Annotated in this window: 17 protein-coding genes; 7 read left to right on the forward strand and 10 right to left on the reverse strand. The window is 71.8% G+C overall.

All coding sequences use genetic code 11. The features are described 5' to 3' along the window. The 3 genes from VF330_RS14085 to VF330_RS14095 form a co-directional block, all read right to left on the reverse strand. Window positions 1-223 (reverse strand): NAD-dependent epimerase/dehydratase family protein (locus VF330_RS14085; RefSeq protein WP_330852020.1); only part of this gene is annotated, 223 nt, incomplete at its 3' end. Further along, window positions 220-615, reverse strand: a complete 396-nt coding sequence (locus VF330_RS14090; RefSeq protein WP_330852021.1) for a ChaB family protein — start codon at window positions 613-615, stop codon at window positions 220-222. The genes VF330_RS14090 and VF330_RS14085, both read right to left, overlap by 4 nt. 76 nt (window positions 616-691) lie before the next feature. Continuing rightward, the gene (locus VF330_RS14095; protein WP_330852022.1) at window positions 692-1,825 is read right to left on the reverse strand and encodes a zinc-dependent alcohol dehydrogenase; all 1,134 of its coding nucleotides are present in this window, start codon (window positions 1,823-1,825) and stop codon (window positions 692-694) included. A gap of 238 nt (window positions 1,826-2,063) precedes the next feature. Between VF330_RS14095 and VF330_RS14100 the strand changes: the two genes are divergently transcribed. Continuing rightward, on the forward strand, window positions 2,064-3,557 hold the full coding sequence (locus tag VF330_RS14100; RefSeq protein WP_330852023.1) for an MFS transporter: 1,494 nt from the start codon (window positions 2,064-2,066) through the stop codon (window positions 3,555-3,557). On the opposite strand, the gene VF330_RS14105 is transcribed toward VF330_RS14100, so the two are convergent. The 5 genes from VF330_RS14105 to fusA form a co-directional block, all read right to left on the reverse strand. Then, window positions 3,540-4,220 (reverse strand): glycoside hydrolase domain-containing protein, encoded by a 681-nt coding sequence (locus VF330_RS14105; protein WP_330852047.1) that lies wholly within the window; start codon window positions 4,218-4,220, stop codon window positions 3,540-3,542. The genes VF330_RS14100 and VF330_RS14105 overlap by 18 nt on opposite strands. Beyond that, window positions 4,133-5,788, reverse strand: coding sequence for a GH92 family glycosyl hydrolase (locus VF330_RS14110; RefSeq protein ID WP_330852024.1), 1,656 nt, complete (start codon window positions 5,786-5,788; stop codon window positions 4,133-4,135). The genes VF330_RS14105 and VF330_RS14110 overlap by 88 nt, the downstream gene beginning before the upstream one ends. A gap of 22 nt (window positions 5,789-5,810) precedes the next feature. Next, entirely contained in the window at window positions 5,811-6,419 is a 609-nt protein-coding gene (locus VF330_RS14115; protein ID WP_330852025.1) for a hypothetical protein, read from the reverse strand. Window positions 6,420-6,504: 85 nt separating this feature from the next. Beyond that, on the reverse strand, window positions 6,505-7,266 hold the full coding sequence (locus VF330_RS14120) for an endonuclease/exonuclease/phosphatase family protein (protein WP_330852026.1): 762 nt from the start codon (window positions 7,264-7,266) through the stop codon (window positions 6,505-6,507). A 53-nt stretch (window positions 7,267-7,319) separates the two neighbouring features. Beyond that, entirely contained in the window at window positions 7,320-9,305 is a 1,986-nt protein-coding gene (gene fusA, locus VF330_RS14125; RefSeq protein ID WP_330852027.1) for an elongation factor G, read from the reverse strand. Window positions 9,306-9,618: 313 nt separating this feature from the next. Between fusA and VF330_RS14130 the strand changes: the two genes are divergently transcribed. The 4 genes from VF330_RS14130 (at window position 9,619) to VF330_RS14145 (ending at window position 13,972) form a co-directional block, all read left to right on the forward strand. After that, entirely contained in the window at window positions 9,619-10,212 is a 594-nt protein-coding gene (locus tag VF330_RS14130; protein ID WP_330852028.1) for an SGNH/GDSL hydrolase family protein, read from the forward strand. A gap of 71 nt (window positions 10,213-10,283) precedes the next feature. Then, entirely contained in the window at window positions 10,284-11,432 is a 1,149-nt protein-coding gene (gene xylA / locus VF330_RS14135) for a xylose isomerase (protein ID WP_330852029.1), read from the forward strand. Between the two features lies 1 nt (window position 11,433). Then, window positions 11,434-12,810, forward strand: a complete 1,377-nt coding sequence (xylB, locus tag VF330_RS14140) for a xylulokinase (RefSeq protein WP_330852030.1) — start codon at window positions 11,434-11,436, stop codon at window positions 12,808-12,810. 22 nt (window positions 12,811-12,832) lie between these two features. Next, window positions 12,833-13,972: an ROK family protein gene (locus tag VF330_RS14145; protein WP_330852031.1), complete on the forward strand. Its 1,140-nt coding sequence runs from the start codon at window positions 12,833-12,835 to the stop codon at window positions 13,970-13,972. Here the strand turns inward: VF330_RS14145 and VF330_RS14150 are convergent. After that, window positions 13,929-14,237, reverse strand: a complete 309-nt coding sequence (locus VF330_RS14150) for a DUF6223 family protein (protein WP_330852032.1) — start codon at window positions 14,235-14,237, stop codon at window positions 13,929-13,931. The genes VF330_RS14145 and VF330_RS14150 overlap by 44 nt on opposite strands. Window positions 14,238-14,369: 132 nt before the next feature. Here VF330_RS14150 and VF330_RS14155 point away from each other — a divergent pair, with 132 nt between their 5' ends. Next, on the forward strand, window positions 14,370-15,452 hold the full coding sequence (locus VF330_RS14155; RefSeq protein WP_330852033.1) for a sensor histidine kinase: 1,083 nt from the start codon (window positions 14,370-14,372) through the stop codon (window positions 15,450-15,452). Continuing rightward, window positions 15,449-16,114 (forward strand): response regulator transcription factor, encoded by a 666-nt coding sequence (locus VF330_RS14160; RefSeq protein ID WP_330852034.1) that lies wholly within the window; start codon window positions 15,449-15,451, stop codon window positions 16,112-16,114. The genes VF330_RS14155 and VF330_RS14160 overlap by 4 nt, the downstream gene beginning before the upstream one ends. On the opposite strand, the gene VF330_RS14165 is transcribed toward VF330_RS14160, so the two are convergent. Further along, complete coding sequence (locus VF330_RS14165; RefSeq protein ID WP_330852035.1) at window positions 16,069-20,187, reverse strand: BTAD domain-containing putative transcriptional regulator; 4,119 nt, start codon at window positions 20,185-20,187, stop codon at window positions 16,069-16,071. The genes VF330_RS14160 and VF330_RS14165 overlap by 46 nt on opposite strands. Window positions 20,188-20,251 lie beyond the last annotated feature (64 nt).

Raw genomic sequence — 20,251 nt, forward strand, 5'->3', positions numbered from 1 at the left:
CCAGGTGCACCACGGCGTCGGCCTTGTCGAACGCGGCGGCGAGCGGTTCCTCCGCCCCGGCCTGCCCGATGTCGACCGGTGTCCAGGTGACGCCGCGGTACGGCGGCGCGTCGCCCGGCGGCCTGCGCGAGACGCCGTGGACCTCGATGTCGGGCTCGTCCGCGAGCCTGCGCAGCAGCGCCGTGCCGACGTTCCCGGTCGCGCCGGTGACGACGACCTTCACGACCGGGCCCGCGCCGTCTCGCGGTCGTTCGCCTTCTGGATGGCGCGGACGAGCTCGTCCTTGCTCATCCGCGAGCGGCCGGGGACCCCCAGGCGCTTCGCGATGGCGTAGAGGTGCTGCTTGCTCGCGTTCGCGTCGACACCCCCGGCCGTCTCGCCGCCCGCGGGCCCGCCGCGTTCCGCCCGCGGGTCGGACGGGCCCAGCTCCCGCTTGGGCTCCCAGTGGTCGCCGACCTTCTCGAAACCGTGCTTCAGCGCGGCGAACGCCGTGCGGTGGGCCCGTTCGCCCTCGCCGTAGGTCTCCACGGCCGAGTCGTGCGCCTTGATCCACGTCCGCTGCGCCTTCTCCGGTGAGCGCGCCACCGTGCTGGGCAGCTCCTGACGACCGGGCATGGGTCTCCTCCCAGGTTCGACCTGGGCCTCCGGGTACCCGCCGCGGCGCCCGTGCACGCCGGCGACGGCGACGTGCTCAGGCGACGTCGAGGACCGTCTTGAGCCAGCCGTCCTCCCGCAGGTCGAACGTCTTGTACGCCTCGATCGCGGACGACGGCTTCTCGTGCTGGGTGATGAACTGCAACGGGTCCACGGCGCCGGTCAGCACGAGGTCCAGCAGCCGCGGAACGTACCGGCGGTGGTTGCAGTTGCCCATGCGCAGCGTGAGGTTCTTGTTCATCGCGTCGCCGATCGGGAAGTCGGCGAACCCCGGCGGGTAGACGCCGATGATCCCGATCGAGCCGGCCTTCGCCACCAGCTCGACCGCCCAGTCCAGTGCCTGCCGCGGCGCGTCGCCGGGCTTCCACTGCTCGCCGGTGCGCTCCCCCGGCTCCTCGGCGTCGACGCCGACGGCCTCGATCACCCGGTCAGGGCCGATCCCGCCGGTCAGGTCCTTGACGACCTCGACGGGGTCCTCCTCGTTGAAGTTCACGACCTCCGCGTTCTGCGCGCGGGCCTTGTCCAGCCGCGACGCGATGCCGTCGACGACGATGACGCGCCCGGCGCCCTGCCGCTTGGCCGAGGCGATCGCGAACTGGCCGACCACGCCCGCGCCCAGCACGAGCACGGTGTCGCCGGAGCCGACCTCGGCCAGCCGCGACCCGAACCACGCCGTCGGGAAGATGTCGGACACCAGGATCGCCTGGTCGTCGCTGACCCCGTCCGGCACCCGCACCAGCGTCGTCATGGCGTACGGGATGCGCGCGCGTTCCGCCTGCAGCCCGTCGACCGGTCCGGTGGCCTCGGGTCCGCCGAAGAAGCTGGTGCCCGCGGACGGCCCGTTCGGGTTGGCGGTGTCGCACTGGGCGTAGTAGCCGGCGCGGCAGTAGGAGCAGGTGCCGCAGCCGATCGTGGACGTCACGACCACGCGGTCGCCGGGCGTGAACCCGCGCACCGCCGGCCCGACCTCCTCGACGACACCGACGGCCTCGTGGCCGAGCACGGTGCCCTCGGCCATGCCCGGCATCGTCCCGCGCACCATGTGCAGGTCGGTGCCGCAGATGGCGCTGCGGGTGATCCGGATGACCGCGTCGGTGGGTTCCTGGATCTTCGGGTCCTCCACGTCGTCGAGCCGGATGTCGCCCGTACCGTGCCACACAACTGCCTTCACGTCGTTCTCCTCCCGTTCGGTGAGCGGTTCCCCGGAGGATTCGCCACAAACACGTGACTCGATTTGATGAATTTTCAGGACGTTCATTCTCAGAACGGACAAAGCGCCAGAGAGCGGGTTTTGCCTGGTGGACAGCGGGTATCGCCACGCGGTGAATCAGCAGGTGCGAGCCCACCGGCTGAGGACGCGGACCGAGCAGAGCGCACCGCAGGCGCTCGTCGCGGCAAGGGGTTGAGAAATGGCAGAAGCCGGTGTGCGCACGCTGATTCCCGCGCGGATCGACAGACTTCCCTGGTCGCCGTTCCACACGAGGATGGTCGTGGCGCTGGGCGTCGCGTGGATCCTCGACGGCCTGGAGATCACGGTCGCCAGCGCGATCGCCGACACGCTGACGAAGCCGGAGACGCTCGGCCTCTCGTCCACCGCGGTCGGCCTGCTGGCCACGGTGTACCTGCTCGGCGAGGTCGTCGGCGCGCTGTACTTCGGCCACCTCTCCGACAAGCTGGGGCGCCGCAAGCTCTTCATGCTGACGCTGGGCGTCTACCTGGTCGGTTCCGGCCTGACCGCGCTGACGCTGGGCAACGGCGCCGGCTGGGTGGTCTTCCTCTACCTGACCAGGTTCGTCGCCGGCATGGGCATCGGCGGCGAGTACGCCGCGATCAACTCCGCGATCGACGAGCTGATCCCCGCCCGCTACCGCGGCCGCGTCGACATCGCCGTCAACGGCACCTACTGGGCCGGCGCGGTGCTCGGCACGCTCGGCTCGTTCATCCTGCTCAACCAGGTGGAGCTCTCGCTCGGCTGGCGGCTCGGGTTCCTCATCGGCCCGGTGCTGGGCCTGGTGATCCTGGTGGTGCGCCGCCACCTGCCGGAGAGCCCGCGCTGGCAGATCATGCACGGCCGCACCGAGGAGGCCGAGACGACGATCGCCGGCATCGAGGAGGAGGTCGAGAAGGAGTCCGGCGCGAAGCTCCCGGCGGTCGACGAGAAGAAGGCCATCGAGGTCAAGCCCGCCGAGCAGATCGGCTACCTCGCGCTCGCCCGCGTGCTGTTCCGCGAGTACCCCAGCCGCGCGGTCCTGGGTGCCACGCTGATGATCACCCAGTCGTTCCTCTACAACGCCATCTTCTTCACCTACACGCTGGTGCTGGGCAAGTTCTACGGAGTCCCGTCCGAGGTCACCCCGCTCTACCTGATCGCGTTCGCGGTCGGCAACCTCGTCGGGCCGTTCACCATCGGGCACCTCTTCGACACCATCGGCCGCCGCAGGATGCTGTTCCTGACCTACACGGTCTCCGGTGTCCTGCTCGCCGTCACCGCCGGGCTGTTCTACGCGGGCGCGTTGAACGCGATCACGCAGACCATCGCGTGGTGCGTGATCTTCTTCTTCGCCTCCGCCGGTGCCAGCGCCGCGTACCTGACGGTCAGCGAGATCTTCCCGCTGGAGGTGCGGGCGAAGGCGATCGGCGTGTTCTTCGCGATCGCCCAGTGCTTCGGCGCGCTCGGCCCGGTCATCTACGGCGCGCTGATCGGCACCGGCGACCAGCCGGTGCGGTTGTTCATCGGCTACCTGGTGGGCGCGGTGATCATGGTCGTGGGCGGTCTGGTGGCGCGGTTCCTCGCGGTGGACGCGGAGAACAAGTCCCTGGAGGACATCGCGATGCCGCTGTCGGCGACCGCACGCGCCAGCCACACCCGTGCCGAGGGGGCCGGCTCACCCTTCAAGACGTGAGACCAGCACTCCCCCGCGTTCGACGAACGCCTCCGGCAACCAGGGCTGGTCGACCTCGCGGCCGTTCCACCGCGTCTCGCCGACGTGGACGCCGGGAGCACCGGGGGCCAGGATCGTGATGTTCTTCTCCGTGATCCTGGCCTTCGGGAACATCGGGCTCGACAGGTGCAGCTCGGCGCTGCTGGGCGTCCGCGGGTACAGGCCCAGCGCGGCGAAGACGTACCAGGCGGACATCGTGCCGAGGTCGTCGTTGCCCGGCAGCCCCGACGGACCCGTCCGGTAGACGAGCTTCGCCATCGCCCGCACGGTCTCCTGCGTCTTGCGCGGCTGCCCGAGCTCGTTGTAGATCCACGGCGTGTGGATGCCCGGCTCGTTGGTCGGGTCGTACCTCAGCGCTTCACCGCCGGTGGCCCACGAGCCGTCCGCGCGGTGGAAGAAGTCGTCGAGCCTGCCGGCCGCGATGTCGTTGCCGCCCATGACCCCGGCCAGTCCCGGGACGTCGTGCGGCACCATCCACGTGTAGGTGGCGCTGCTGCCCTGTGCGAAGCCCAGGTCGGACGCCGGGTTGAACGGCGTCACCCACGTGCCGTCGGCCTTGCGGGCCTGCTGGTGGCCGGTCTCCGGGTTGAACGTGTTGCGCCACCAGCCCGCGCGCTGTTCCATCTCGGCGTTCGGGCGGCCGAGCCGGCGGCCCAGGTCGGCGAGGGCCTGGTCCGCCACGGAGTCACCAGCGTCTCGGCGGCGCCGCCCCAGCAGTGGCAGGTGTCCTGCGGCGCGTACCCGAGCCTCAGGTACTCGGCGAGGTTCGGGCGCTGCCCCTCGCACTGGCCGGGACAGCCCTTGTCCGACAGGCCGTCCGGGTGCGGGACGGTGGCCTGGCGCAGCAGCGAGTCGTAGGCGGCGTTGACGTCGAAGTCCCTGGCGCCCATGGCGTACATGCCGGCGATGGCCGGGGCGGACGGGTCGCCGGTCATGACGTGCGTCGGGCCGGTGATGTGGACCCAGCGGTCCCAGACACCGCCGTTCTTCCGCGAGATCTCCAGCAACGACTGGGCGTAGCCGCTCGCCACGTCCGGTGCGAGCAGCGCCAGCAGCTGGGTGTGGGCGCGGTACTGGTCCCAGCCGGAGAAGTTGCCGTAGCGCGTCGGGCTGCCGGCGTCGGTGATCACGTTCGGCTGGAGGAAGGAGTGGTAGAGCGCGGTGTAGAAGATCGTGCGCTCGTCCGCGGTCCCGCCGTCGACCTCGACCGCGCGGAGCTGCTTGGCCCAGGCCTTCCTCGCCTCCTTCGCGACGTCGGCCACGGTCGCGCGCTTGGGGATCTCGGCCGCGAGGTTGCGCTTGGCGGCGTCGAGGCTGGTGTAGGAGATGCCGACGCGCATCCGCACCGAACTGTCCGCGAAGGACACGTACCCGCCGGATCCCTTGCCGGCGCGGGAGCTTCCGGTCAAGTAGCCCTCGCCACCACTCGCCTGAGTCGTGCCCGGCCGGAGCTCGCTGTCGACCCACGTGCCGTAGTTCGCGATCGGGCGGTCGAACGACGCCGTGAAGTGCAGGCGGTAGTAGGTCTTCTGGTTGTTCGTGCCGCCGTTCGCGCGACGCCCGCAGAACGCGCCGGTGAGCACCGACCCCGAGACGCTGTTCGTCGCCGGGTCGATGGTGATGTCGGCGTCCTCGCTGCCGTTGAGCGAGTTCGAGGTGCGGAACAGCAGCGACCCGGTGACGGGGAACGTGAACTCGCCGATGCCGGCGCGGGTCGTCACGGACAGGTCCGCCGTGGCACCGGACTTCAGCCCCACCCGGTAGCGGCCGGGTTCGGCGGTCTCGTCGTCGTGGGAGAAGTCGCTCGCGAAGACCTGGTCCTTGGTGTCCGCCGTCGGGGACGAGGTGATCTCGCCGACGTGCGGCATGATCGGCACGTCGCCCGCGGCGCCGGGGTGGCAGCCCGCGCCGTTGACGTGCGTGAGGCTGAACCCGCGCACCCTCGTGGCGTCGTAGGCGTACCCGTTGGCGGCGCCCGTGTTCGTCTGGTCGCCGCGGGTCGACGTGGGGCTCCACGAGATCATCCCGAACGGCCGCACCGCGCCGGGGTAGGTGTTGCCGCCGCCCGCCGAGCCGATCAGCGGGTCGACGAACGCGGTGTCGTCTCTCACCGCCGCACTCGCGGGAGTCGCCAGCGCGGCGGTGAGGACCAGGACCAGGACCAGGACCAGGGTGACCGGGAGCGCTCTCACGTTCCGGGACCCTAGACGGATTTCAGTGAACGCAGGGTGGCCGGTAACCGTCGATCTTCAGCCCGCGGAACTCCAGGTCGTTGGGCGTCTTCCCGACGAAGACCAGGCCACGGGCGTCGTCGAGCGCCTCGGCGAACGGGTACTGCGGCGCCCCCAACTCCGGCAAAGTCGTCCACTTGTCAGCCCGGAAGCTGAAGAACTTCGTGACGAGCCTGCCGTGCGTCGACGGGATCTTGGTCAGCCACTTGGCGCCGCCGCTCCAGTCCGAGGCGGGCCGCAGCTGGACGTAGAGGTCGTCGCTGGCGCGGTAGGTCATGAAGAACCCGTGCGAGCGTGACAGGTCCGCTTGGGCCTCGAACTGGTTGCCCAGCCACAGGACCATGACGTGCCAGTCGTTCGCGAGGAACTTGATCTTCGCCGAGTAGTCGTGCCGCCCGCGCGGCACGAGGATGCTGCCGGTCGCGGGCTCCGTGGCACCCTCACCGCTGGCGAGCCACTGCTGCAACCGGTCGATGGACGGGGTGTCGCACTCGCGGCCGTGCGAGGCGTCCGCGACGGCGGTGGTGCCGAACGCGAACGACAGCGCGCACGCGATCACCGCGGCGCGGCCGAACGTCGATTTCAAGCGCATCTGGCGACCGTAGCGGACATTGGTATGGACCATTCCGTTCACAGATGACGGTCCACGCACCCGCCCGCTCCGCCGGAGTCGGCTCCTAGAAGCTGACCAGCGCCTGGATCGGCAGGTGGTCGGACGGGAACTGGCCGTCGCGCTGGTAGGTGTTCATCGCGGCGGCCTCGACGGCGGCGCCGCGCGTCAGGATCCAGTCGATGCGCGGCCCGTCCGGCACGAGCGGGCCGAAGCCGTGGAAGGTCCCGTAGGCCGGGGTGGTCCGCGGCCCGGTGACCCACGTGTCGCTCAACGCGGACGTGAGCACCTCGTAGGCCGGTGAGCCGGGCACGTCGTTGAAGTCGCCGGTGAGCACGACGGGCAGCGTGAAGGTGCTGAGCCGGTCGCGCACGAGCTCGGCGCTGCGCAGGCGGGCGTTGGCCGACTCGTGGTCGAAGTGCGTGTTGACGGCGACGAACTGCTTGCCGGTCTGCCGGTCCAGGAACCGGACCCAGGTGACCACCCGCACGACGTTGTTGCCCCACGACCGCGAGCCCACGACGTTCGGCGTCGCGGACAGCCAGTGGTGGTCGAACTCGAGCGGCTCGAGCCGCAGCGTGTCGAAGAAGATCGCCATGAACTCGTCGTGGCTGCCGCCGTGCCGCCCCTGCCCGACCCATTCGTAGTGGTCGGGCAGGTCGTGGTCGACGTCCTTGATCTGCTGGTAGAGCCCCTCCTGCGTGCCGACCACGGCGGGGCGCTCGGCGAGCAGGAGCTGGGCCACCGCCGGTCGCCGGGACGCCCACGAGTTCGGCTCGACGTCGGAGGCGAAGCGCAGGTTGAACGACATCACGTTCAAGGTCGACATTCGATCGAGCATGGCACAGGGGCCGTTCCGATCAACGGAACGACCCCTGTGACCTACGCCGCCGCGTAGCCGGTCGGGCGGCTCGTGAACGTGCCACGGCCCTGCGTCCGGCTGCGCAGCCTCGTCACGTACCCGAACATCTCGGCCAGCGGCACGCTCGCCGTCACGACCGTCGTCCCCGACCTCACCTCGGAGCCGGCGATCCGGCCCCGGCGCGAGGCCAGGTCACCGAGCACGCCGCCGACGTACTCCTCCGGCACCGTGACCGTGACCTCGGCGATCGGTTCGAGCAACGTCATGGCACCGGCCTTCAGCGCCTCGCGCAGCCCGAGCCGGCCCGCCGTGCGGAACGCCATCTCCGACGAGTCCTTGACGTGCGTGGACCCGTCGGTGAGCGTCACGCGCAGCCCGGTGACCGGGTGGCCGAGGGGTCCCTCGGCCAGTGCGTCCCGGCAGCCCTGTTCGACCGCACGCACGAACTCCTGCGGCACCCGCCCGCCGGTGACCGTCGAACGGAACTCGAACCCGTCCTCCAGCGGCTCGGTGTCGAGCACGACGTGCGCGAACTGCCCCTGACCTCCGTCCTGCTTCACGTGCCGGTGCACGAAGCCCGTGACACCGGTCGCGACCGTCTCGCGGTAGGCGACCCTCGGCCGTCCCATCGTGATCTCGACGCGGTGGTCGAGGCTCGCCTTCCTCACCGCGACCTCCAGGTGCAGCTCGCCCATGCCGGACAGCACGGTCTGCCCGGTCTCGGGGTCCGTCGCCACGCGCAGCGACGGGTCCTCGTCGACCAGGTGCTTCAACGCCTCGGCGAGCCTGGCGTGGTCCGCCGTGGTCCGCGCCTCGACGGCCACGGACACGACGGGTTCGGCCGACACCGGTGGTTCGAGCGAGAGCGGAGCCGCCGGATCGCACAGGGTCGTGCCCGTGCGCGCCGACTTCAGCCCCACGACCGCCACGATGTCGCCCGCGACCGCGTGGTCGACCGGCGTGTGCCGATCGGCCTGCACCCGCAGAATCCGCCCGACGCGCTCGGCGCGTCCCGCCACCAGGACGGTCTGTCCCTTGTGGAGGGTGCCGGAGTAGACGCGGACGAACGTCAGCCGCCCGGTGGCCGTGGTGGTCACCTTGAACGCCAGCGCCGAGAACGGCGCGTCCGGGTCGGGCCGCCGTTCCTCGCCGTCGACGCCGCGCACCGCCGGAACGTCCACAGGGGACGGCAGGTACGCGATCACCGCGTCCAGCAACGGTTCGACGCCCCGGTTCCGGTACGCCGACCCCGCCAGCACCACTGTTCCCAGGCCATCGCGGGTCAACTCCCTCAACGCACTCGTCAACGTGCTCTCGGACAGTCCGGTCTCGAAGAACTCCTCCACGACATCGGGCAGCAGCTCGGCCACCGTCTCCTCCAGGAGCCGGCGACGTCGCCGCACCTCGGGCAGCAACTCCTCGGGGACAGGTCCCACCCGCAGCTCGTCGTCCCAGGTCAACGCCCGCAGGCGCACCAGGTCGACGACACCGCGGAAGCCGTCCTCGGCCCCGATCGGCAGCTGCACGACGAGCGGCACGGTGTCCAGCCGCGTGCGGATCGACTCCACGGCCTTGTCGAAGTCCGCGCCCGCCCGGTCGAGCTTGTTGACGAACGCGATCCGCGGCAACCCGTGCCGGTCGGCCTGCCGCCAGACGGACTCGCTCTGCGGCTCGACACCGGCGACCCCGTCGAACACCGCGACGGCCCCGTCCAGCACGCGCAGCGACCGTTCGACCTCGGCGGAGAAGTCGACGTGCCCCGGCGTGTCGATGAGGTTGACGCGGTGGGAGTCCCACGTGCAGCTGACGGCCGCGGCGAAGATCGTGATGCCGCGGTCGCGCTCCTGCGGGTCGAAGTCGGTGACGGTGGTCCCGTCGTGCACCTCGCCGCGCTTGTGGGTGGCTCCGGTGGCGAACAGGACGCGTTCGGTGAGGGTGGTCTTGCCGGCGTCGACGTGGGCGAGGATGCCCAGGTTGCGGACGGTGTCCAGCGTGGTCTTGCGCATGGCTGAGCGCCTTTTCGGTGCGAAAGGGGACTACAGGTCAGCGCGATGAGCCGACGAACACGGGTGGTTCGTCAGACACTCCGGTGCCCGGCGCGCAGCGGGCAGCCGGGGTGCGGGGACACGAGGATCACGTCGAAACGGGACGGGAGGACGGCAGCGGTGCGCATGGCCGGTCTCCTCTCGTCGCTCGCCTGGATCTCGGCCGAAGTGTAGGCATTCCGGTGTGGACGCGGAAGCGGGTTTTCCGTTCCGCCGTCAGTGAACCCGTGCACGCGCAGGAACACCGGCCCCGGCGCCGTCCGTTGACCAGGACATGCGTTTGTGTTTGCTCGGCGACTCCATCGCCGCCGGGGTCGGCAGCACGCGTCGCGAGGACACCCTCGGTCCCCTGCTCGCCGGCCGCCTCCGCCAGGCGGGGCACCAGGTCGACCTGCGGGTGCACGCCGTCCCCGGCGCGCGCTCCGCCGACCTGCGCTCCCAAGTCAAGTCCGCGGTCGCGGGCGGGGTGGACATCGCCGTCGTCGTGATCGGTGCCAACGACCTGACCAGGTTCATCCCCGCCGACGTCGGCGCGCAGCAGTTGCAGGACGCCGTCACGGACCTGCGTGCGGCGGGTGCGGAGGTCGTCGTCGCCACGGCGCCGGACCTCAGCGTCGTCAGCCACGTGCCGCCCGCGCTCCGCGACGTCGTGTCGGCCGTGAGCCGGCAGTACGCCCAGGCCCAGCAGCAGGCCGTGATCAAGGCGGGCGGCACGGTGGCGCACGTCGAGCGCGCCGTCACGCCGCGGTTCGCCGCCGACCCGTCGCTCTTCGCCACCGACCGGTTCCACCCGTCCGCCGCCGGCTACCGCGAGATCGCCGCCGCGCTCGCGCCCGCCGTCGAGGCCATCGCGGCGCAACGCGCCTGAAACATTGCGATCAAGGCCGCGGCGTCGTACTGTCCGGACTAAGTTCAAGCATTGAACGAATGAGGTGGATCATGGCAACGCCCACTCCGGCGGACAAGTTCTCCTTCGGTCTCTGGACCGTGGGCTGGCAGGGTCGCGACCCCTTCGGCGAGGCCACGAGGTCCGAGCTGGACGTGGTCGAGGCGGTGACCCGGCTGGCCGAGCTGGGCGCGTACGGCCTCACGTTCCACGACGACGACCTGTTCGGTTTCGCCGCGACGAACCGCGGCACGCAGATCGAGCGGCTGAAGAAGGCGCTGGCCGACACCGGGATGGTCATCCCGATGGTCACGACCAACCTGTTCAGCCACCCCGTCTTCAAGGACGGTGGCTTCACCAGCAACGACCGCTCGGTGCGCCGGTTCGCGCTGCAGAAGGTGCTGCGCAACATCGAGCTGGCCGCCGAACTGGGCGCCGAGACGTTCGTCCTCTGGGGCGGCCGCGAGGGCTCCGAGTACGACGTGGCCAAGGACGTGCGGGCGGCGCTCGACCGGTACCGCGAGTCGATGAACCTGCTCACGCAGTTCGTCACGGACCGGGGCTACAACCTGCGGTTCGCGCTCGAGCCCAAGCCGAACGAGCCGCGCGGCGACATCCTGCTGCCCACGGTCGGCCACGCGCTGGCGTTCATCTCCTCGCTCGACAAGCCCGAGCTGGTCGGCCTCAACCCCGAGGTCGGGCACGAGCAGATGGCCGGGCTCAACTTCGTGCACGGCATCGCGCAGGCGCTGTGGCACGACAAGCTCTTCCACATCGACCTCAACGGCCAGCGCAGCATCAAGTACGACCAGGACCTGGTGTTCGGCCACGGCGACCTGATGAACGCGTTCGCGCTGGTCGACCTGCTGGAGAGCGCCGGCTACGAGGGCCCGCGCCACTTCGACTACAAGCCGTCGCGCACCGAGGACTACACGGGCGTGTGGGACTCGGCCAAGGCGAACATGGCCACCTACCTGCTGCTCAAGGAGCGCGCGCTCGCGTTCCGCGCCGACCCCGAGGTGCAGGAGCAGCTGAAGATCGCGGGTGTCGCGGAGCTCGGGAAGCCGACGCTGAACGACGGCGAGTCCTACGACGAGCTGCTGGCCGACGACAGCTTCGACCCGGACAAGGCGGCCGAGCGCGGCTTCGGCTTCGTGCGCCTCAACCAGCTCGCGATCGAGCACCTCACCGGAGCGCGCTGACATGACGCTCGTCGCGGGCGTCGACTCCTCGACGCAGTCGTGCAAGGTCGTCGTCCGCGATGCGGAGACCGGCGAGCTCGTCCGGGAGGGTCGCGCCACTCACCCGGACGGCACCGAGGTGCACCCTTCGCACTGGTGGGAGGCGCTGCAGACCGCGCTGTCCGACGCCGGCGGTCTCGACGACGTCGAGGCGTTGAGCGTCGCGGGCCAGCAGCACGGCATGGTGTGCCTCGACGAGAACGGCGAGGTCGTGCGCGACGCGCTGCTGTGGAACGACACCCGTTCCGCGGCGGCGGCGGCCGACCTGACCGAGGAGGTCGGGGCGTCGGAGTGGGCGACGCGCATGGGCGTGGTGCCCGTGGCGTCGTTCACGATCACCAAGCTGCGCTGGCTGGCGCAGCACGAACAGGACAACGCCAAGCGCACCGCCGCCGTCTGCCTGCCGCACGACTGGCTGACGTGGCGGCTGCGCGGCACCGGCGAGCTGTCCGACCTGGTCACCGACCGGTCGGACGCGTCGGGCACCGGCTACTTCGACTCGGTGTCGAACGCCTACGTGCCCGACCTGCTGGCGCTGGCGCTGGGCCGTTCCGACGTGGTGCTCCCCCGCGTGCTCGGCCCGTCCGAGCACGTCGACGGACCGGTGCGCCTGGGTGCGGGTGCCGGGGACAACGCGGCGGCGATGCTCGGGGTGGGCGGCGGCGTGGTGATCTCGCTGGGCACGTCCGGCGTGGTGACCGCCACCGCCGACGTCCGGGCTGCCGACCCGTCGGGCATCGTGGCGGGCTTCGCCGACGCGACTGGGCGCTACCTGCCGCTGGCGTGCACGCTGAACGCCGCCCGCGTGCTGGACTCGACCGCCCGCATGCTGGGCGTCGACCTGGCCCGACTGAGCGAGCTGGCCCTGTCCGCGGCGCCCGGCGCCGAGGGCGTGGTGATGGTTCCGTACCTGGAAGGTGAACGGACCCCGAACCTGCCCGACGCCACAGGCGCTCTGCACGGCCTGACGCTCACCAACGCCACTCCTGCGAACATCGCGCGTGCGGCCATCGAGGGCATGTTGTGCGGTCAGGCCGTGGGCTTGGACGCACTGATCGCCCAAGGTGCGGACGTGAGCGGCGTACGGCTCGTAGGCGGTGCCGCGGTGTCACCGGCGGTGCGGGAGATCGCGCCGACGGTGTTCGGTGTACCCGTGACGGTGCCCGCGCCCGGCGAGTACGTGGCCGACGGTGCGGCACGGCAGGCAGCGTGGACGCTCACAGGCGGGGACACCCCGCCGGAGTGGAGCGGGGCCGCCAGCCAGAGGTACGAGGCGGACGAGGTGCCGGAGATCCGCGCACGGTACGCGGAGGCGTCGCAGAAGTACCTGAACCGATGATCACTCGGCGATACTGAGCGGGATGTCCACCGTCGACCACCTGCGCCAGGTCCGCCTCGGCAACCTGCGGACGGTCCTGCTCGCCCTGGTGGACCGCCCCGGCTCCCGGGCGGACCTGGCCGCCCGCACCGGCCTGACCAAGGCCACGCTGTCCAACCTGACCGAACCGCTGCTGGCGGCCGGCGTCCTCGTCGAGGACCCGGCCACCGGCGCGGGGATGGGCAGGCCGTCGAAGCCGTTGCGCTTCCACCCGGACGGGCCGGTCGCGGTCGGCGCGGAGATCAACGTGAGCCACCTCGCCGTCGAGACCCTGGGCCTCGACGGCGAAACCCTCAGCCGCCACCTCGTCCCCGCGGACATCCGCGGGTCGTCCCCGGACGAGGTGCTGGACCGGGTCGCGGAGCTGATCCGCGAGCACACCGGCGGCAGAAAGCTCCTCGGCGCCGGGCTGGCGGTTCCGGGCGTCGTGCACGACGGCGTCGTGGTCAGGGCCCCGAACCTGCCGGAACTGGTCGGCGCCCCCCTCGCCGCCCGTCTCGGCGAGCGCCTCGGTCTCGACGTCGAGCTCGACAACGAGGCCAACCTCGCCGCCCTCGCCCACCTGTGGCCCAAGCACCTGGCGGGCGAGGACTTCGTGCACGTGTCGGCGGACGTCGGCATCGGCGCGGGCGTCGTGCTCAACGGCGAGGTGTACCGGGGCGCCAGCGGGTTCGCCGGCGAGCTCGGGCACGTCGTCATCGAGCGCGACGGCGAGCTGTGCACCTGCGGCAGCAAGGGGTGCGTGGAGCGGTACGCGGGCCTGGACGTCATCCTGCGCGAGGCGGGCCGGCGCACGCTCGACTCGCTGCACGAGGCCCTCGAAGCAGGAGATGCCAGGGCCCACCGGGCGGTCACGCAGGCCGGGCAGGCGCTCGGCGTCGGGCTGGCCACGCTGATGAACCTCTTCGACGTGCCCACCGTCGTGCTCGGCGGCAGCTACGCCGTGCTGCACGAGCACCTCAGCGCCGCCATCCAGTCCGAGATGGACACGAGGGTGCTCGCGGGCGGCGAACGGCACACCACCCTCGTCGCCTCGCCGCTCGGCGAGTTCGCGGTGGTGCGGGGTGCGGCGGGCCTGGTCACCCGGCGCGCCGTGCAGCAGCCCGAACGCCTCTTCGCATAGCCGCACCGCCCACGGCCAGTGCGGCCACGCCGGCCACCAGCGAGAAGTACCCGCCGACGATCCCGTAGCCGGTGCCGGGACCACCCTTCGCCATCAGCACCACGGCCGCGCCGAGCACCACCCCCACGGCACCGGAGACCAGCGCCGCCACCCCGCGACGGCCGCGTCGCAACGCCAGCACGCCCAGCACGACACCGAGCACACCGAACGCGACGCCGACCAACGACCACACACGTCCCGAGGTCAGTTCATAAGCAAGTGTCATGCCGCAAAGCCTGGCCAACGGACACCCGGCCGTCGTCGTGCGAGCGCAGACACCGGCTACCGCGGGCGCAGTAGTGCGAAAGTCGTCCCAGCGCAGGATCTACCAGCGCGAACAGCGGTTTACAGTGCACGGGTGAACGCGCGGTGGCTGGACTGGGCGATCGCCGCCGGTGTGGCGGCGAGCCTCGTCGTGGCCGGTCATCCCGCCACACCGGCGGGCTACGTCTTCCTGGCGGCGAGCGGGCTCGTGCTCGCGAAGCGCCGCACGGCACCGATCGCCACGCTGGCCGCCACCGGAGTCCTCGCGCTGGCCTACCAGGCGACCGGGGCCGACGTGCCGGTCATCGCGTTCCTGTTCGCGGTCTACTCGACGATGAAGGCCGGCCACCGCGTCGTCACCCTCGCCGGTTCCGTGCTGATGCTGGCGAGCCTCCCGCTCGCCGCCCTCGTCTCACCGCGCGACCTCACGACGTACGAGGCGTTCGCGCAGACCCGGGACGTGCTCCAGATCGCCTGGCTCGTCGCCGCGGCGGCAGCCGGTGAGGCGCTGCGGCAGGCCGAACGCCGTGCCGACGAAGCCGAACGCACGCAGGAGGAGACCGCGCGGCGGCGGGCGAACGAGGAACGCCTGCACATCGCGCGCGAGCTGCACGACTCGCTCACCCACCAGATCTCCGTGATCAAGCTGCAGGCCGAGGTCGCGGTCCACCTCGCCCGGAAGCGCGGCGAGGAGGTGCCCGAAGCCCTGCTGGCCATCCGCGACGCCGGACGGGAGGCGTCCAAGGAGCTGCGGGCGACGCTGGAAGCCCTGCGGGACGACGACAAGAACCCGCCGCACGGCATCGACGACGTGGCACGGCTCGTCGAACGCGCCAGGGCGGCCGGTCTCGACGCCCGGCTCACCATCGAGGGCCGCCACGACGACGTCCCGGCGGCGGTCGAACGCACGGCCTACCGGATCGTGCAGGAGTCGCTGACGAACATCACCCGCCACGCCGCCGCCGCGACCGCCCGGATCAGCATCGACTACCGCCCGGACGCCCTGCTCGTCCGAGTCGACGACGACGGCAAGGCACCGCCCAAGTCCACGCACACGGGCGTAGGACTGCTCGGCATGCGCGAACGCGTCACGGCGCTGGGCGGCAGTCTGGAAGCCGCACCGCGCAGCGAAGGCGGGTTCACGGTGCGGGCCGAACTTCCCGTGGTGCAGCCGTGATCCGCGTCCTGATCGTCGACGACCAGCCGTTGATCCGCAGCGGGTTCCGCGCCCTGCTCGACGCGGAGGACGACATCGAGGTCGTGGCCGAGGCGACGAACGGCGAGCAGGCCGTGGCCCGGGCCGCGGCACACCTTCCGGACATCGTCCTGATGGACGTCCAGATGCCCGAGGTCGACGGCATCGAGGCCACCCGGCGCATCGCCGCCGATCCCGCGCTCGCCGGCACGCACGTCGTGATCCTCACCAACTACGGCCTCGACGAGTACGTCTTCCACGCCCTCAAGGCCGGCGCCGCGGGGTTCCTGGTGAAGGACGTGCAGCCGGAGGACTTCCTGCACGCCGTGCGGGTGGCGGCACGCGGTGACGCCCTGCTCGCCCCGTCGATCACGCGCAGGCTGATCGACCGGTACGTGAGCCAGCCGCCGCGGCCGGACGTCGTCCTCGGCCACCTCACCCACCGCGAGCGCGAGGCCGTCGTCCTGGCCGCCCGAGGCCTGTCGAACGACGAGATCGCGGCGAGCATGGTGATCAGCCCGCTCACCGCGAAGACCCACGTCAACCGCGCGATGACCAAGCTGCACGCCCGCGACCGCGCCCAGCTCGTGGTGATCGCCTACGAGTCGGGCCTGGTCGTGCCGCAGGCCTCCGACCGCGGGTAGGTCTCCGCGCAGATCCGCGCCTCGGCGTCCGCCGCGGACAGCGACCAGCGGATGATCCGCGCGTCGTTGGCACCGGACACGACCTCGTCGTCGCGGGTGAAGGCAACGGCTCGCACCGGCCCGGTGTGGCCCGTCAACGTCGTGGCCGCCTGCGTGGCGAGGTTCCACACCACGACGGCGTGGTCTTCTCCCCCGGACGCCAGCGCGTCGCCGGACGGGCTGAACGCCAGTGACACCACCGGCGCGGAGTGGCCGGTCAGCGTCATCAGCTCCGCGCCCGTCGCCACGTCCCACACCTTGACCGTCCGGTTCCCGCCCGCCGTGGCGAAACGCGTGCCGTCCGGGCTGACCGCCACCGTGCGCACGTCGCCCTGGCCGGTGCTGACGCGCCGTTCGAGCCGGTCGGCCGCCACGTCCCAGAGCACCGCGCCGCCCGCCGGGTCGGTGGAGACCAGCAGGCGGCCGTCTGGCGTGAACTCCAGCGCGCTCGCGATGAGCGGACCGCCGGAGAACGGCTGCTGCGCCAGATCCGGCAGGCGCCGGCGGAAGCGGCCCAGCGACGCCGTCACGATCGCGCGCCCGTCGGGCTGGAACGCGATGTCGGTCGCCGCGCCCGGCCCGCTGGAGGAGAACGAGCTCAACCGCTCCCGCTTCGCGACGTCCCAGACCGTGACGGTGTGGCCGCGGGTCAGCGCGGCGAGCCTGGTGCCGTCCGGGCTGAACGCCACCGACTCCACCCGGTCCGCATGACCGTCCAAAATGGCCAGTGCGGCGCCGTCGAGGTTCCACAGCCGCACGGTTCCGTCGTCACCGGCGGACGCCACGACGGTGCCGTGCACGGCGATGTCGTTGACGCCGTCGGCATGTCCGGTGAACGCGGGCACGGCGTCCTCCCGCACGGCGACGGTCCTGCCGAACCCTCCCGACACCAGCAGGGTGCCGCCACGGCCCAGCGCCAGCGCCCTCGACTCGGTGCGGCCGCGGTCGCGGTAGGAGGTGATCGGCCGGCCGGTGCGGACGTCCCAGACGGTGATCAGGCCGTCCTCGTCCGCGACCGCCATCCTGTCGCCGGCCTGCGCGGAGGCCTCCCACGCGGGCGGACCGCGTTGCGGCAGCCCGGACAGCAGCCTCCCGCTCAGGTCCCAGAACTCGACGCCGTCGCCGGGGGCGGCGGTGACGATCCTGCCCGAGTCGTCGAAGTGGACCGAGCCGACGCCGGACGACGGGATCTCCCCGATCCTCGTGCCGGTGGCGACGTCCCAGATCAGCGGGCGTTCCTCGCCGTTGGCCGTGACGAGCATCGACCCGTCCTCGTTGAACGCCAACGAGCTCACCTCGTGCACGTGGCCCGCGAACACCCGTTTCGACCTCGCGGCGACGTCCCACACCTCGACGTCCCCACCGGCGACGCCGACCGCGAACGAGCCGCCGCCGGGGTGGAACGCGAGCCCGGTGGTGAGGACGTCGAAGCGTTGCGAGAAAACGGGTTTCGCCGTCTGCAGGTCCCAGACCACGACATCGCCGGGACCACCGGCCAAGGTCGGCATGGTGGCGGTGGAGGCGAGGAACCGGTCGTCCGCGCTGAGCTCGACCTGCCGCGCGTGGCCGCCCGGGGTGAGCGCGGTGTGCTCGGACAGCACGAGCTTGCGGGAGCGGGTGCGCAGGTCCCACAGCGTCACGGTGCCGTCCCGGTCGGCCGTGCCGATGACGTCACCCCGGTGCGCCACGGTCACGTCCAGCACGGGCGGCCCGTCGACGTTGAGCTCGATGCGCCGCCGGGGTGCGGAGGCGGCGCTCAGCAACGCGCCGCGGGTGTCGTCGTCCGCGTGCGTGCGGAACGCGGTGAGCGCCAGCTGCCCGGCCAGATCCGGTGCGGTGTCGACGAGTCCGCGGGCCGACAGCGCGAGCCGGTGCGCCTGCTCGACCCGTTGCCCCAGCTGGGCGGCCCGCCACTGCCACCACGCGACACCGCCGCCACCACCGGCCAGCAGGAGCAGCACGCCCATGATGCTCACCAACCGGGTCAGCAAGCGGTTGCGGCGCTTCACGACCACCTGTTCGGCCTCGTCGTGCTCCCGGCTCGCGGTCAGGAACGCCTCCTCGGCCGCGTTCAGCTCGCCGGGGTGCTCCTGCGCCCACGCGGACGCGATGACCAGCTGCGCGCCCCGGTAGAGCGCGCCGTCGTCGCGGCCCAGCTCGGCCCACGTCTGCGCGGCCGCCGTGAGCCTGCGGTGCACGAGCAACGTCGAGCGGTCGTCGGACAGCCAGCGCTGCAGCCGCGGCCAGGCCCGGATCAGGGCTTCGTGGGCGATCTCGGCCGAGTCCTCGTCCAGCACGACCAAGCGGTCGGCGACGAGCCGGGCGAGCACGCCGTCGACCACGTCCGCGGCGGCGACGCCGTCCAGTTCGGCACGGCGGATCGGCCGCCGGGTGTCCTCGGTGCCGTCGCCGAACGCGGTGAGCCGCACCAGGATCCGGCGCATCGCCTGCCGTTCGGCGTCCCCCAGCTCGTCGTGCGCGCGTTCGGCGGTCTGGGCGATGGCGCCGCGCACCCCGCCACCGGCCCGGTACGCGGCGAGGGTCAGTTCGGTGCCGGACCGCCGCCACGTCTCGACCAGCGCGTGCGACAGCAACGGAAGCGCGCCCGGTCCGGCGTCGACGTCGGCGAGGACGGTGGCGAGCAGGCCGCCGGCGACGGACAGCCCGCTCATCGCGGCCGGGCGCAGCACGATGTCGCGGAGGTCCGCGGCCGACGGCGGCCCGACCAGCACGGTCGCCTCGTCCGCCAGCGCCTCGACCAGGCCGGGATGCCGGGTGACGTGGGCGAGGAAGTCGGCGCGGACGCCGAGTACGACCCGTGTGCGCCGATGGGGTCCTTGGGCGGCGTCCAGCAGCACGGCGAGGAACTGCGAGCGTTCATCTTCGTCGCCGCACAGGGTGAACAGCTCTTCGAGCTGGTCGACCACGAGCAGCACCCGCACGTCGTCCGGTCCGTTCGCCAGCTCGGTGCGGACCTCGACGTCGAACGCCTTCGGGTCCGCGCCGAGGTCCGGTCGTGTGCCGGTGAGCGAGGCCAGCGCGGTGGCCAGCGCTTCGAGCGGACGCGCCGTCGGCGTGAGGACGACCGGCCGCCAGGTCTCGTCCAGCCCGCCGACGACACCGGCCCTGAGCAGCGACGACTTGCCGCTGCCGGACGCGCCGAAGACCCCGACGACCGGGTGGCGGTCGATCCGGCGGGTGACGAGGTCGACGAGGTGGCCGCGGCCGAAGAACCACGGGTGGTCTTGCGGCTGGTACGCCACCAGGCCGCGGTACGGGCAGTCGGCCTTCCCTGCCCTGACCGGCACCGGAACCTCCGGGGCGTCGCCGCGCAGCATCGTCTCGTGCAGCCCGCGCAGCTCCGCACCCGGTTCGATGCCGAGGTCGCCGACGAGCCGTTCGCGCGCCGCGCGGAACACCTCCAGCGCCTCGGCCTGCCGGTTCGCGCCGTAGAGCGCGGTCATCAGCTTGGCGTGCACCGGTTCCCGGTAGGGGTGGGCCTCCGCCAGCTCGGCCAGCTCCCCGACCACCTCGGCGTGGCGGCCCAGTGCGAGGTCGGCGGTGACCCGTGCCTCGACGACCCGCAGCCGCGCCTCGTCGAGCCGCGCCCCGAACCGGCCGGGCAGGTCCGGGTAGGCGGGTCCGCGCCACAGGCCGAGCGCCTCGGCGAGCAGGTCCGACGCCGTGGCGTGGTCCCCGTCCGCGAGCGCGCGTTCGCCGTCGTTCGTCAGCCGGTCGAACCGGTCCGCGTCCAGCTCGCCGTCCCCGACCGCCAGCCGGTAACCGCTCGGCTCACGACTCATCCGCTCACCCAGGTCGAGAGCGCGCTTGAGCTGGTGGACGTGGAGCCGCACGTTGTCCTGGGCGGAGGCGGGCGGAACCTCCCACAGGACCTCGGTCAACCGCTGCGGCGAGACGGGGGTGTTCGCGTGCCGCAGCAGCATCGCCAGCACGATCCGCTGCTTGACCGACCGCAACGGCAGCTCTCGCCCGCCTGCCAGCACGGCGAGCGGGCCGAGCACGCGGAACTCCACACGTCCTCCCCAGGATCGGCGGAACGGTAACAACGACCAGGCGTTATACGCAGCCGATACGGAG

The organism is Lentzea sp. (genome assembly GCF_036380075.1).
GTDB lineage: Bacteria > Actinomycetota > Actinomycetes > Mycobacteriales > Pseudonocardiaceae > Lentzea.